This window comes from Ruminococcus sp. XPD3002 (assembly GCA_900119535.1).
Classification (GTDB): Bacteria; Bacillota; Clostridia; order Oscillospirales; family Ruminococcaceae; genus Ruminococcus; species Ruminococcus flavefaciens_H.
Genome location: FPJT01000004.1, coordinates 118057 through 130471, shown reverse-complemented (window position 1 = coordinate 130471; position 12415 = coordinate 118057). Strand labels below are relative to the sequence as shown.

At 48.2% G+C, this 12415-nt stretch carries 15 protein-coding genes and 1 riboswitch; of the genes, 7 read left to right on the top strand and 8 right to left on the bottom strand.

Translation table 11 applies throughout. The annotated features are described in order from the left end of the window. Window positions 1-111: 111 nt before the first annotated feature. The 7 genes from thiD to thiS form a co-directional block, all read right to left on the bottom strand. Window positions 112-900 carry a bifunctional hydroxymethylpyrimidine kinase/phosphomethylpyrimidine kinase gene (gene thiD / locus BT127_RS04970; RefSeq protein WP_075423925.1) on the bottom strand — a complete coding sequence of 263 codons (789 nt, stop codon included), beginning with the start codon at window positions 898-900 and terminating at the stop codon, window positions 112-114. Beyond that, window positions 897-1535, bottom strand: a complete 639-nt coding sequence (gene thiE, locus BT127_RS04965; protein WP_075423924.1) for a thiamine phosphate synthase — start codon at window positions 1533-1535, stop codon at window positions 897-899. Before thiE ends, thiD begins: the two co-directional genes overlap by 4 nt. Before the next feature lie 10 nt (window positions 1536-1545). Continuing rightward, a complete protein-coding gene (locus BT127_RS04960) occupies window positions 1546-2136 on the bottom strand; it encodes a thiamine phosphate synthase (RefSeq protein ID WP_075423923.1) in 591 nt (196 codons plus the stop codon). Then, entirely contained in the window at window positions 2129-3382 is a 1254-nt protein-coding gene (thiH, locus tag BT127_RS04955) for a 2-iminoacetate synthase ThiH (RefSeq protein WP_075423922.1), read from the bottom strand. Before thiH ends, BT127_RS04960 begins: the two co-directional genes overlap by 8 nt. Before the next feature lie 456 nt (window positions 3383-3838). Then, window positions 3839-4609 (bottom strand): thiazole synthase, encoded by a 771-nt coding sequence (locus tag BT127_RS04950; protein WP_075423921.1) that lies wholly within the window; start codon window positions 4607-4609, stop codon window positions 3839-3841. A gap of 663 nt (window positions 4610-5272) precedes the next feature. Beyond that, on the bottom strand, window positions 5273-5911 hold the full coding sequence (gene thiF / locus BT127_RS04945; protein ID WP_075423920.1) for a sulfur carrier protein ThiS adenylyltransferase ThiF: 639 nt from the start codon (window positions 5909-5911) through the stop codon (window positions 5273-5275). 1 nt (window position 5912) lies between these two features. Next, window positions 5913-6107: a sulfur carrier protein ThiS gene (gene thiS, locus BT127_RS04940; RefSeq protein WP_075423919.1), complete on the bottom strand. Its 195-nt coding sequence runs from the start codon at window positions 6105-6107 to the stop codon at window positions 5913-5915. A gap of 53 nt (window positions 6108-6160) precedes the next feature. Beyond that, window positions 6161-6266, bottom strand: a riboswitch (TPP riboswitch). 781 nt (window positions 6267-7047) lie between these two features. On the opposite strand from thiS, the gene BT127_RS04935 reads away from it, so the two are divergent. From BT127_RS04935 to BT127_RS04905, 7 genes are all read left to right on the top strand, one after another. Beyond that, on the top strand, window positions 7048-7326 hold the full coding sequence (locus BT127_RS04935; protein WP_075423918.1) for a YabP/YqfC family sporulation protein: 279 nt from the start codon (window positions 7048-7050) through the stop codon (window positions 7324-7326). Beyond that, entirely contained in the window at window positions 7323-7769 is a 447-nt protein-coding gene (gene yabQ / locus BT127_RS04930; protein WP_075423917.1) for a spore cortex biosynthesis protein YabQ, read from the top strand. Before BT127_RS04935 ends, yabQ begins: the two co-directional genes overlap by 4 nt. 75 nt (window positions 7770-7844) lie before the next feature. After that, the gene (locus BT127_RS04925) at window positions 7845-8156 is read left to right on the top strand and encodes a hypothetical protein (RefSeq protein WP_075423916.1); all 312 of its coding nucleotides are present in this window, start codon (window positions 7845-7847) and stop codon (window positions 8154-8156) included. Between the two features lie 24 nt (window positions 8157-8180). Further along, entirely contained in the window at window positions 8181-8654 is a 474-nt protein-coding gene (locus tag BT127_RS04920) for a S1 RNA-binding domain-containing protein (protein ID WP_075423915.1), read from the top strand. A gap of 98 nt (window positions 8655-8752) precedes the next feature. Further along, a complete protein-coding gene (locus tag BT127_RS04915) occupies window positions 8753-9220 on the top strand; it encodes a GNAT family N-acetyltransferase (RefSeq protein WP_075423914.1) in 468 nt (155 codons plus the stop codon). Window positions 9221-9776: 556 nt separating this feature from the next. Then, window positions 9777-10679, top strand: a complete 903-nt coding sequence (locus tag BT127_RS04910) for a hypothetical protein (RefSeq protein ID WP_139275419.1) — start codon at window positions 9777-9779, stop codon at window positions 10677-10679. Window positions 10680-11263: 584 nt separating this feature from the next. Continuing rightward, window positions 11264-11695 (top strand): Fur family transcriptional regulator, encoded by a 432-nt coding sequence (locus BT127_RS04905; RefSeq protein ID WP_075423912.1) that lies wholly within the window; start codon window positions 11264-11266, stop codon window positions 11693-11695. Window positions 11696-12182: 487 nt separating this feature from the next. Here the strand turns inward: BT127_RS04905 and BT127_RS04895 are convergent, their stop codons facing one another. Further along, the gene (locus BT127_RS04895) at window positions 12183-12389 is read right to left on the bottom strand and encodes a hypothetical protein (protein WP_075423910.1); all 207 of its coding nucleotides are present in this window, start codon (window positions 12387-12389) and stop codon (window positions 12183-12185) included. Window positions 12390-12415 lie beyond the last annotated feature (26 nt).

Sequence of the window (12415 nt, the reverse complement as noted above, 5' to 3'; positions counted from 1 at the left end):
GACGGGCGCACGGAATGCGCCCCTACAATTGTTTAACCATATATGTACGGTCATCTGCGGACGACCAATGGTCGTCCCTACACTACTTTCTACTTTCTGAGTTCTGAGTTCTCAGCTATGACAACTGTATCCGTGGTCAAGTGGACCGCTTCCGTGTCCCAGATCGAGCATTGCAGAGAGCGCACCCGATATGTATTCCTTTGCGTGTTCAACGGCTTCCGCAAGACTGCATCCCTTTGCAAGATATGTCGCTATGGCGCTTGAAAGAGTACAGCCTGTACCGTGGGTATTCGGGTTGTCTATACGTCTGCCCCTGAACCACTTCATCTGACCGTCGGGCATTGCAAGAAGATCGTTTGCATCGCTGAGACTGTGTCCCCCCTTGCAGAGGACCGCACAGCCGTACTTTCCGGCTATAGATACAGCGGCTTTCTCCATGTCCGCTTCCGACTGCAAGTCCATGCCCGATATAAGTGAAGCCTCGGGGATATTGGGAGTTATAACCGCAGAAATGGGGAATAGTCTTTTCTTCACTGCCTCGTAAGCGTCGGATGTGGAGAGTGCAGAACCGCTTGTGGCTACAGCTACGGGGTCTGTAACGATATTCTGTGCTTTGTGGTAAATGAGCCTTTCGGCAATGACCTCGGCAAGTTCGGGAGAGGATACCATTCCTATCTTCACCGCATCGGGACGTATATCCTCGAAAACCGCATCTATCTGCTCTGCAAGGAACTGCGGAGAGACTTCCATAACGGAACGCACACCCATTGTATTCTGCGCTGTAAGAGCTGTTACCGCACTCATAGCGAACACGCCGTTTACTGTCATGGTCTTGATATCAGCCTGAATGCCTGCGCCTCCCGAGGAGTCGCTTCCTGCTATAGTGAGAACCGCCTTCATGAGCATACCTCCTCTGCCGCCTTACGCATGTCTGCGGCGGCTCCTTTAACGTCCTCGGCGGCGAAAACAGCCGATACAACGGCAATGCCGCACTGTCCGCAGCCCTTTATTACGTGGACGTTTTCACGGTTTATACCGCCAATAGCTACGGCAGGTATATGGACGCTTCCGCATATCTCCGTTAACTGCTGAGGGGTTATGCGTATGGCATTTGTCTTTGTGGGGGAGGGGAAAACTGCTCCGACGCCTAAATAGTCCGCACCCTGTTCCTGTGCAAGCAATGCCTGCGAAACTGTCTTTGCGGTAGCTCCGATGATGAAGCCTTCGCCTGCAATGCGCCTTATCTCGGCAACAGAGGCATCCTCTGCCCCTACGTGTACTCCGTCCGCACCGCTTTCAAGTGCGGCAGTATAGTCATCGTTAACTATAAGGGGAACTCCGAAGCTGTGGCATACGGGGAGAAGTCTTTTTGCGGTATCTATGACCTCGGACTGTGAAAGTCCCTTGTCACGAAGCTGTATAATGGTAGCTCCGCCAAGTACAGCCTGTTCCACCTGCGAAACGATGTCACGTCCTCTGAGGCATTCCCTGTCGGTAATGGCATACAGCCTCAGCATATCTTTATTGAATAACATGAGTTACCTCCTACATATCAAGTATATCCCGTATCTTTTCACGGGGACAGCTCATAAGTCCGCTCATGATGCATGCACCTGCCGCACCTGCCTTACGCACATCGTCTATATTGTCCGCGGATATGCCGCCTATTGCGTAAACGGGAAGCTCCACCGAACGGCATATCTCACTGAGGAATTCAAGACCTCGGGGAGGAAGTCCCTTTTTGCAGTCCGTAGGGAAAATGTGTCCTGCTGTTATATAGGAAGCTCCGTACTCTGCGGCAGTAATTGCATCGTCAGTACTGTGGCATGAAGCACCTATGGTACCGAAACTCTTACGTATATCCTCGTCAAGCACTGTAAGCCTGTGCAGGGGAAGGTGTATCTTTCTGCACCCGAGGGAAACTGCCGTATCCGTGAAATTATGCAGGATACAGTCAGTGCCGTAACGCTCGCATATCTTAACTACCTTTTCCGCAAGGGAAGTATACTCGTCGGAGGTGAGCTCCTTTGCTCTGAGAACAATGGCTTTGGGGCTGAGCTCTGCTATTCTTTCGATACGTGTAAGGAAGTCCTCACAGCAGGTCTTTCTGTCGGTCACGCATATGATATCAGACATAGAGATAATCGTTCAGTACGGGCTGAAGTCCCTCAGCGGACATATCCCTGTACATAGCTGTAAGGCTTCTGCTGTCGTTTATCTCGAACTGCTCGTCGCCCTCTGCCGAACTGCTCTCCTTTCCCGTATACTTGCTTTCGTGGTCGCCGATGCCTGTTGAAACGCCTGCGGAAATCTTTGTAGCGGCTATCTTCACTATGCCGTTGCGGAAGGACTCGCTCTCTCTTGACGAAACGGTTATACCGCAGAAGGGAAGGAATATCCTGTATGCACAGAGTACCTGACAAAGCTCCTTTTCGTGAACGTCCAGAGGGTTGATGGCTTCGTTGTTGATAATGGGACGGAGACGCGGACAGGAGAGGGATATCTCAGCCTGTGGGTATTTCCTCTGAAGGTAGTAAACGTGGAGAGCGCTTGCAAGAGCGTCCCTGCGGAAGTCTGAAAGACCGAGAAGCGCAGAGCATGCTATACCTCGCATACCGCCCATGAGTGCCCTTTCCTGAGCCTCGAAGCGATAGGGGAATACTCTCTTGTGTCCCATAAGGTGGAGCTGTTCATAGCGTGTGCTGTCGTAGGTCTCCTGGAACACTGTAACGTAGTCCGCACCGCATTCGTGCAGATAGCGGTATTCATCGGTATTTACGGGATAGACCTCTATTCCCACCATACGGAAGTATTTCCTTGCGAGCCTGCAGGCTTCGCCTATGTACTCTATACCGCTTTTGCTTCTGCTTTCGCCTGTGAGAATGAGTATCTCCTCCATGCCGCTTTCCGAGATGACCTTCATTTCGTGTTCTATCTGCTCCATAGAGAGCTTCATGCGGCGGATGTCGTTATAGCAGTTGAATCCGCAGTAAACGCAGTAGTTCTCGCAGTAGTTGGCGATATACAGCGGCGTGAACAGATAGACCGTGTTGCCGAAATGCTTTTGTGTTTCGAGTCTTGCCCTTGCGGCCATTTTCTCCAGGAAGGGAGCGGCGGCAGGGGAAAGGAGTGCCTTGAAGTCCTCAACGGAACAGACCTCGTGATTAAGCGCGCGGTTAACGTCCACGGCAGTATATCTGCTGTAATCGAAGCTGTTCATTTCCGAGAGTACCTTGTCCATGATATCGGACTTTATATGCTCCATGCCCTCCATGTACTCCATGTGGTCGGTACGTGAGGAGGGATCGTTTTCAAGGCGGTGTTTTTTTTCGAGTGCGGCTTCGGACAGCTTATCCGAGTCCACAAAATACTGGTTTTCCATTATATGACCTTCTTTGTTAATTCAGAATTAATGAATAAATGATAATTGTTGTGTTCCCTGCCGGGGACGGTCTGAATGTGGGTATTCGTACAATTACCCGTTACCCTGATACCCTGTAGGGACGACCATTGGTCGTCCGCATATATAATGTAAATGTGGATGAAAACGGACGGCGTCCCGACGTCCCATTGGCACACGTACATCCACATGTAACCCTGATACACTGTAGGGGCCGCCTTCGGCGGTCCGTTGTATATGACCGTATGTATTGGTTCATGCGGGCTGCCAAAGGCAGCCCCTACACAGCTTTTTACTTTCTGATCTCTGATTACTGTGCGGACGGCCAATGGCCGTCCCTACAAAGTGTCAGGGTTGCAGGCAATTGTACGTGTACCAACGGGCGCACGGAATGCGCCCCTACACTGCGCTCTGTTTTCTGCGCTCTGACAACTGCGATCAGTCGTGGAGGAAGCCTGTGAGAGTATCAGAGGGCGAAGCGCCTCGTGTGAGAACTCGTCCGAGACCTGCAAGATAAGCCTTTCTTCCTGCTTCTATAGCCTGCCTGAAAGCCTCTGCCATTACGGGAAGGTTGCCTGCTGTTGCAAGAGCTGTGTTGGACATTACCGCAGCCGCTCCCATTTCCATTGCTTCACATGCCTGTGAGGGACGTCCTATACCTGCATCCACGATTATCGGAAGGTCTATCTCGTCAATGAGTATCTGTATGAAGTCCTTTGTAGCGAGTCCCTTATTCGAGCCTATAGGCGATGCAAGGGGCATTACGGATGCCGCACCTGCGTTCACAAGGTCACGGGCAGTATTGAGGTCGGGGTACATATAGGGCATTACCACGAAGCCTTCCTTTGCCAGTATTTCGGTAGCCTTAACGGTCTCCTGATTATCGGGGAGGAGATACTTGGTATCACGCATTATCTCTATCTTAACGAAGTCGCCGCAGCCGAGTTCACGGGCAAGACGTGCGATACGTACAGCCTCGTCGGCGTTTCTTGCGCCTGATGTGTTGGGAAGGAGAGTTACACCCTTCGGGATATAGTCGAGGATGTTCTCGCTCTCGGCAGTATTTGCACGGCGTACTGCAAGGGTTATTATCTCTGCACCTGCATACTCTACAGCAGCCTTTATGAGGTTGAGGGAATATTTTCCCGAACCCAGTATGAATCGGGAGCTGAACTCCCTTCCGCCTATGATAAGCTTATCGTCATTCATGTTTATTACTCCTTTTATTTAATGCGTAATTGAGAAATCAGAGATCAGAGATCAGAAAGTAGTGTAGGGGCGCATTCCGTGCGCCCGTCATTACACGTACATCCACCTGTAACCCTGATACCCTGTAGGGGGCGATGCCTACATCGCCCCTTTAGTTTTCAGAAATCAGAAAGTAGAAAGCAGTGTAGGGGCGCATTCCGTGCGCCCGTCATTACACGTACATCCACCTGTAACCCTGATACCCTGTAGGGGGCGATGCCTACATCGCCCCTTTAGTTTTCAGAAATCAGAAAGTAGAAAGCAGTGTAGGGGCGCATTCCGTGCGCCCGTCATTACACGTACATCCACCTGTAACCCTGATACCATTGTGGGGACGACCATTGGCCGTCCGCATGTATAATGCAGATATGGGGGAAAACGGACGGCGAATCGCCGTCCCTACAATGTTCTATTCCTATTTATCGAGGATATCACAGGCGCACGGAATGCGCCCCTACAATTGTTTTACCATAATTATATGGTTATCTGCGGATGACCAGTGGTCGTCCCTACACTGCTTTCTGCTTTCTGATATCTGCGCTCTTTGTTCATGAATATGAACAAATTGTGAACGTCCTGCTCATCTTTACAGTGTGAGCAGTTGAGCAGTTGAGCAGTTGAATGTCAGCAGGCATCGGTTTCTCCTGCAATGATGCGTATAATGGCATTTGCTTCGTGAGCCGCACATACAAGAACTCTTGATGAAACCAGTCCGAGACCGTCTGCAACATCGGCAACACCGTCGCCGCAGAGATAAAAGCGCTCTGTTATGCGCCTTGTTCTTATGGTATTGGATGAGCCTATACCTGCCATTCCCGAACCCGATACAAGGTATTTTCCGGGCATCTTCTCCAGTATACAGTTTACAAGCATTGCCTTCTGGTCGGCTTTATCGAAAGCCTCGGCAATGATATCCTCGGTAAGGAGAGAGGGGATATTCTCATCGTTGAGTTTAATGCAGTCCCTTGTGATATCGCAGTATGGCGCAATGCGTTTCAGTGTATCGTAAAGCGCATCAGTCTTGAACATACCGAGCTGTTCGGGGAAGTACTGCTGACGGTTGAGGTTGGATATATCAACCTTGTCGAAGTCGATTATGTGAAGGCTCCCAACGCCTGCACGGGCAAGTGCAATGGCAATATTCGAGCCGAGTCCGCCGAGTCCGCAGACGGCGACAGATGCGGCAGAAAGCTTCTTCTGAAGCTCCTCACCGTGACGTTCGGCAAGTGCCGCATACATTTCCTCTCTTGTGGGGATGCACATATCAGCCTCCTCCCACAAAGCGAACTACTTCAAGGTGGTCGCCCTCATAGAGGACAGTGCTCTTGTACTGAGCCTTTGGCACTATGGATTCATTCAGCTCGACAGCTATCTGCTGTTCGTTATAGCCAAGCTCTGCTATGACCTCGCTGACTGTTCTGCCGTTGAATTCATATTCTTTACCGTTGATAGTAAGCATTGAAATACCTCCTTAAATAACAAAAAAGGGAACTGCAAACGCAGCTCCCTCAGACATAACATCATACAGCTCCCTACGTTGGCATTATCCAAATCAGGTAATAGGGTCGAAGGTTGCACCTTCCTCTCAGCCTGTATACAAGCTCCCCTGTCGATGACTATTATATCACATCGTTTTACAAAATGCAAGCACTTTTTTAAGTTCAACTGCTCAACTGCTCACACTGTAAAGATGAGCAGGACGTTCATAAATCGTTCACATTTGATTTGTAGGGGGCGATGCCTACATCGCCCCTTTAGTTTTCAGAAATCAGAAAGCAGAAAGCAGTGTAGGGGCGCATTCCGTGCGCCCGTCATTACACGTAAAACCGCATGCAACCCTGATACCGTGTAGGGGGCGACTCCTAACCGTCGCCCGTCCCCTCTGTCAGCTTCGCTGACATCTCCCCACACTGTGGGGAGTCACCCACATCGCCCCTTTAGTTTTCAGAAATCAGAAAGCAGTGTAGGGACGGCCATTGGCCGTCCGCAGATAACCGTACATTTATGGTAAAACAATCGTAGGGGCGCATTCCGTGCGCCCGTGATGACCAAACACAATTATAGAACCCCTGTAGGGGCTGCCTTTGGCAGCCCGCATGATCCAATATATACGGTCATATACAACGGACCGCCGAAGGCGGCCCCTACATGGTATCAGGGTTGTGATGATTGTACGAATACCCACATTCAGATTCGTCCCCGACAGGGGACACAATAATTCCGCATTCCGAATTCCGAATTAAAAAGGGCGCACGGAATGCGCCCCTACATGGTATCAGGGTTGTGGCGATTGTACGAATACCCACATTCAGATACGTCCCCGACATGAACACCATAATTACGCATTACGCATTAAAAGGGAGCATATATATTTATGGAAAGAAGAAAGGCGGTGCGGTATGCAGGAGAAAACAAACGGCAAGATACACGAGATATACATACAAGGCAGGAGCAGTATGACCGTTTCGGGAGTAACCGACGTTGAAGGCTTCGACGAAAACGAGATAAGCCTCTACACCTGTCTCGGTGAACTGACCATACAGGGCAGGGAGCTTCACATAGACACTATCAGCACCGAGAACGGCGATATGTCCGTATCGGGAGATATATGGGCGGTGTTTTACGGCGACAGGGACAGAAAAGGTCCTCTTTCGTGGCTGGGGAGGCTCTTCCGATGAATGTGCCTGATACCTTCTTTTCCCTGCACGAGGAACTGGTACTGTTTTTCCTGTCGGTGATATTCGGTGCAGTGATCGGTGTTGCTTACGATGTCCTGCGTGTGTTCAGGCTTGTATTTCCCCATAACACCCTGCTTACGGCTATCGAGGATCTTGTCTTTCTCTCGCTTTGCGGACTCGCTTTCGCTGTGTTCTCTTTCACCGCTGCAAGGGGAGTTTTCAGGCTGTATTACCTGCTTGGCGGCGTTTTGGGGTACACTCTGTATTTCTTCACTCTCGGCAGTTTCGTGCTTGGTACACTGCGTAAGCTTCTGGGACTTATCACGGCGGTTTTAAAGATTGCAGCTTATCCACTGAAAAAGGTTTTTGCAATGAAAAGTAAAAAAGCAGTGGTCAAATTTGTGGGATGTTCCAAAAAATTGTTATTTTTATTAAAAAAATAAAAATGCTATTGCTAAAGCTACTGCTTTTGATGTATAATAAAAAAGAAAATATAAAGAGAAAGAACGTGAAAAACGTTGCCATCAAAAAATGTCAAAACACTTAAAGGAATGGGCCTGTTCAACAAAGGTCTCCTTAAGCTCGTTGCTGTTGCAGTTGTTATCGGATGCGGTATCCTGCTCTATACCACCGAACGTGACTGCCGTGCAAAGGAAAAGGAAATGGTCGCTATACAGGCTAAAATAGACTCTTATGAGGAAGAAAACGCAGAGCTGCAGATAGTTCTCGACAGTGATGATATGTCAGAGTATATGGAACGTGTAGCCCTTGAGGAAAGGGGTTATGCTTATCCTGGTGAGCGCAGATTCTACGACACATCGAGAGACTAATAAAATAAGGAGTATATATATAACATGCAGCTTGAAATTGGAAAGATCTACAACGGCAAGGTAAAAGGCATCACCCAGTACGGCGCTTTCGTCGATATTGAGGGCGGCGGTACGGGAATGGTACATATTTCCGAAATTGCCAATACCTATGTCAGCGAGATACGTGACCACCTTACAGAGGATCAGGAAGTTAAGGTCAAGGTCATCGGTATCAACGAAAACGGAAAGGTAAGCCTTTCTATCAAAAAAGCAGTCGAGAATTCCGAAGAGACGGCGCAGCGTCACCCAAGAAGAAACGACAGAAACGACAGGAATGAAAGAAATGACAGGAACGGCGGACAGCGTCCCCGTCCGAACGTCTGGGAACCAAAGAAAACTGTTCCCCAGTCTGAAATGACTTTCGAGGACATGATGTCCCACTTCAAACAGACAAGCGAAGAACGTATCGGCGACCTGAAAAGAAGTACAGACCGCAAGAACGGTACAAGAAGAAAGTGATAAAGCCGTCCCAAAAAAGGACGATAATACAGCTTTTTAAGCCATGGTATTTCAGCGGAAGTATCATGGCATTTCTGTTTACGAATGGAGGTAAAAATATGGAAATAAGAGCGTTTACGGAAAAAGATGCAGAGGATACAGCAAAAGTCATTGCAGAGACACTCAGGATAAGCAACAGCAGGGATTACACTGCGGAACAGATAGAAGCTATTATCGCAGGTCTTTCGGCAGAAGAACTGGTAAAGGCCTCGAAAGAACGACACATGTACGTGATATGTGATGGTGAACGTATTATCGGTACAGGCGGTATCGCAGGATATTGGGGAAGCCTTACCGAAAGCATCCTGCTGACTATTTTTATTCTCCCCGAATATCAGGGGAAAGGCATCGGCAGAAAACTCATCGAAACTCTGGAGAAGGACGAATACTTCCTGAGAGCAAAGCGCATTGAGATACCTGCTTCCCTTACAGCAGTGGAGTTCTACCGCAAAATGGGATATGACTTTAAGGACGGCATCTCCGAACCCGAGGACGGAATTATGTATCGTTTGGAGAAATTCAGGTAATTGTGCTGCCAGCAGGAGAGTATTTATGTTTTTTATTGAGGGAAACCCTTTTGAAAAAGGGTTCTCCCTCAAACTCCCTTCCTAAAACTTTTTGCCCCAAATTTTCAGCCTTACATGGCACTCACTCACAGTATCACTAAAACAGTAGTTTTACAGGAGTGCCATGTCAGGCTGAAAATTTAAAGTAAAAGGCTCAGAAAAGAATCAGGGAAACTCTCACCAGAATGATTCCCACCAATAATACATGTAATATAGCTCTACACGCAACGTAGTTGCAAAATGATATTATTTAACTTATACATAATTTAGTAGAAGATTACAGGTTTTGCTTTTTTCTTTTGTGCAAATTTGCTAATAGCAGTGGTCTCAGTTGTGCATGTGACAGAAATATATCCGAAAATTCAAATAACTCTTGAAGATGAATTACACTTAATGTATAATATAAGTGTTAATTTATATAGATAGAGTGCGTTATATCCTGCCTTTTTTCGGCAGATATGCGGTTTTTTTCAATTGTTTTATTTCAGGCAGTACTGTCTGCCTGTCCGGAGGAAATATGATGATGATGTCAAAGTTAGCTGCGCTTTTTGCGGCAGCAGTTGTGGCTCTGGTGCCTATGCAGTTCCCTGCGGCTTTTGCAGAGGATAAGAGCGGATTTACCGCCGAAGAGATAGAGAAAAGTGAAGTCAAACCGACCATAAGCCTCCCTAAGATAACCATTACGGAGGAAGAAGCTAAAAAGTCCCCCAACAGGCGCATAAGCCTTACTGTTGAGGGTGCTTCTAAAAAGTTTGCGACTGTCGAGCTGTGGACAAGCTTCGATAAGCGCCTTCAGGTATCAAAGGACAGCGACGGCCGTCCGTCCGCAGAAAAAGGCGGTTCGCTCCAGTATTTTAATTCCTACCTGTGCGCTTCAAAATATTTCGATACAAAGACAAAAAAGATAACCGATCTTAACGGAGTCCGTCTTATTGCCAGCGCAAGCGGTAATTACGGCGTGGACGGCGAACTCTTCAGCATCACGGTAAAGCTCCCCTCGGACGTTAAGGCAGGGGATGAGTTCCCACTTGAAATAGTGGATGTGGAACGTGATACGGTCAACAATAAATACGTGAACACCATGTTTACCAACCAGAAAAACGACGAAAGCGGTAAACTCATGCAGGCGTGGGTTATGAAGAACGGCTTTGAAAACGGCTATATCCGCATCACAGACGGCAATACCGCTTCTTCTTTCCTTGCCGGTGACGCTAACCTCGATAAGAAAGTTGACCTTTCAGACGCACTGTGCATTTTGCAGTATGTTGCCAATGCCAAGCGTTTCCCGCTTACTTCTCAGGCTATCGATAACGCCGATGTGTACCAGCGCGGCGACGGTATAACAGCTTCGGACGCTCTCTCGATACAGAAGCTTGATGCAAAAGTCATCAAGGAGCTTCCCGAGTCGTACCAAAAATAATATTACAGCAGCAGGGGCGCACAGTGTGCGCCCTTTTTAATGCGTAATTATGGTGTCGCCTGTCGGGGATGTATCTGAATGTGGGGATTTGTACAATTGCACGTAACCCTGATATTGTAGGGACGACCATTGGTCGTCCGCATGTATAATGTAAATGTGGATGAAAACGGACGGCGAATCGCCGTCCCTACAATGTTCTATTCATATTTATTGGGGATATTACGGGCGCACGGAATGCGCCCCTACACTGCTTTCTACTTTCTGATCTCTGATTACTGTGCGGACGGCCAATGGCCGTCCCTACACTGATTTCTGAAAACTAAAGGGGCGATGTGGGTGACTCCCCACAGTGTGGGGTAACTCCCTACAGTGTAGGGAGATGTCAGCAAAGCTGACAGAGGGTCATCGCTCCTGTTAGGAGATGTCAGCGAAGCTGACAGAGGGGACGGGCGACGGTTAGGAGTCGCCCCCTACACTGTGCTCTGAGTTCTTATCGCTGAGCGGACTTGACAATTTCGCTTTACGGTGGTATCATTCTAATAGGAACTTTTTATGACCAGAAGAATTTTTTCTCGGAGGATCAAATGAAACGGGATTCAGGATATAATACAAGACAGAAGGAAAAACTGCTCGATTATCTGATAAGGAACAAGGAAAAGCATACCAACGTACAGGAGATAAGCGCTTTCCTTACGGCGGAGGGTACTCCCGTAGGTACCGCAACGATATACCGCCAGCTGGATAAGCTTGTAGAGTGCGGAAAGGTGCGCAAATACTCCTTCGACGGAAAAACAGGCGCCTGCTATCAGTTCATAGACGAATCAAAGGACTGCCATGAGCATTTCCACCTTAAGTGTCTGCACTGTGGTAAGCTTATCCACCTTGACTGCGATCATCTTATGGGCATCAACGAGCATATAGCCGAGCATCACGGGTTCGTCATTGATCCCTCACAGACGGTGTTTTACGGGTGCTGTTCGGATTGTCTTCAGGCTGAGAAGGACGATAGATCCTGACCTCGGAACTGCTGCTGACTTCGATGTTTTTTTCGCCGCAGGACGGGATATATATTTTCATATCTTCATCGTACATAAAGTCACCTCCGCTGATAGTATCTGCGGAGGTCGTTTTATTTATTCAATAAACTTTTTATGATACGGAAGGTTTATGTGTAATTATCGGGGTGATCCTTCTGATGAGAGATCTCTCTGTTTTTTTTCGGAGCCTTTACTTTAAATTTTTCTCCTTACAGGGTACGGATTGACAATTCACCGGTTTAGTAATACTTTGAGAGAGTACCCTGTAAGGAGGAAAATTTGGGGCAAAAAGTCTTTGGAAAGGGGTTCGGGGGAGAACCTTTCCTCAGAAAGGTTTCCCCCGCTAAAATACACGTAAAACTTCATACGCACGAAAGCGGCAGGGAGGATATCCCTGCCGCAATTCAATTTTCATCCCATTCTTCCGCATATCATCTCCGCGGAAGAGTTCATCACAGCAAATGAGTTATTTACCGATATAGTATCTGCCGTCGAGGCAGGATACCAGTTCCCCGGATCTGAGCAGCTTCTTTGTAACGCCCCTGAAGCCGTCAGGATTTATGATCCCTGCATCACTGAAGGTGACAGCCGAATCAGGCGCAAAAGCACCGTGCTCCGAGAGTTTTTTGATTATATGATGCTTACGTATAAGCGGTATTGGCGGAAAAAACATATTGTCACCTCCGATCATTTCATCAA

Bases quoted from the DNA above. Each gene is read 5' to 3' on its own strand.
- thiD (WP_075423925.1), bottom strand. From the start codon at position 900: ATGAAGGCGGTTCTCACTATAGCAGGAAGCGACTCCTCGGGAGGCGCA.
- thiE (WP_075423924.1), bottom strand. From the start codon at position 1,535: ATGTTATTCAATAAAGATATGCTGAGGCTGTATGCCATTACCGACAGG.
- BT127_RS04960 (WP_075423923.1), bottom strand. From the start codon at position 2,136: ATGTCTGATATCATATGCGTGACCGACAGAAAGACCTGCTGTGAGGAC.
- thiH (WP_075423922.1), bottom strand. From the start codon at position 3,382: ATGGAAAACCAGTATTTTGTGGACTCGGATAAGCTGTCCGAAGCCGCA.
- BT127_RS04950 (WP_075423921.1), bottom strand. From the start codon at position 4,609: ATGAATGACGATAAGCTTATCATAGGCGGAAGGGAGTTCAGCTCCCGA.
- thiF (WP_075423920.1), bottom strand. From the start codon at position 5,911: ATGTGCATCCCCACAAGAGAGGAAATGTATGCGGCACTTGCCGAACGT.
- thiS (WP_075423919.1), bottom strand. From the start codon at position 6,107: ATGCTTACTATCAACGGTAAAGAATATGAATTCAACGGCAGAACAGTC.
- BT127_RS04935 (WP_075423918.1), top strand. From the start codon at position 7,048: ATGCAGGAGAAAACAAACGGCAAGATACACGAGATATACATACAAGGC.
- yabQ (WP_075423917.1), top strand. From the start codon at position 7,323: ATGAATGTGCCTGATACCTTCTTTTCCCTGCACGAGGAACTGGTACTG.
- BT127_RS04920 (WP_075423915.1), top strand. From the start codon at position 8,181: ATGCAGCTTGAAATTGGAAAGATCTACAACGGCAAGGTAAAAGGCATC.
- BT127_RS04915 (WP_075423914.1), top strand. From the start codon at position 8,753: ATGGAAATAAGAGCGTTTACGGAAAAAGATGCAGAGGATACAGCAAAA.
- BT127_RS04910 (WP_139275419.1), top strand. From the start codon at position 9,777: ATGATGATGATGTCAAAGTTAGCTGCGCTTTTTGCGGCAGCAGTTGTG.
- BT127_RS04905 (WP_075423912.1), top strand. From the start codon at position 11,264: ATGAAACGGGATTCAGGATATAATACAAGACAGAAGGAAAAACTGCTC.
- BT127_RS04895 (WP_075423910.1), bottom strand. From the start codon at position 12,389: ATGTTTTTTCCGCCAATACCGCTTATACGTAAGCATCATATAATCAAA.